This is a genomic window from Neisseria sp. P0021.S006 (assembly GCF_051956895.1).
The window spans coordinates 1-464 of record NZ_JBQCWZ010001192.1; the positions used below are offsets into that span (position 1 = coordinate 1).

The window sequence follows — 464 nt, forward strand, 5'->3', positions numbered from 1 at the left end:
TTGCAGATATTGGAACACGTCTTCGCGGACGATTTTGTGTTGTTTGGTATCGATGCCGTTGAGTTCGAAATTGCGTTTCGCCCAATCGAGATAAGTGTTGGACAAATCGAAGGTTTCGCTGGATGCCGCGCCGCCGGTGGCGTCATAGACGGTGAAGCTGCCGGTGTAGGAAAAAAGGTTGAGGAAGCGTTTGCCCGCCGTGGTGTCGCAGACTTTTTTGCGCGTGTTGCGGTGGTCGAGAAAGAGGCCAGTGTCGAGGTATTTGTCGAGGTTGACCCACAACTTGCAGCCGTTTTCCGTGATGATGAAATCGTCGCCGGTTTTGCCGGTTTTCTCGTATTGTTGCAAACCTTTTTGGCGTTCGCGCAGTTTGAGGTGTATTTGTTCGGGCGCAAAACCGGTCACAAAACCGATGGCTTCCAATACATCGGCAAGCCATGCTTCGTATCTGTCTATTCTACACA

1 protein-coding gene is annotated in these 464 nt (G+C 51.1%); it reads right to left on the reverse strand.

What is annotated here, in order from left to right:
- Nucleotides 1-464: class I SAM-dependent methyltransferase (locus ACTHUM_RS19415; RefSeq protein WP_440403929.1), on the reverse strand; the 464-nt coding region annotated here is incomplete at both ends.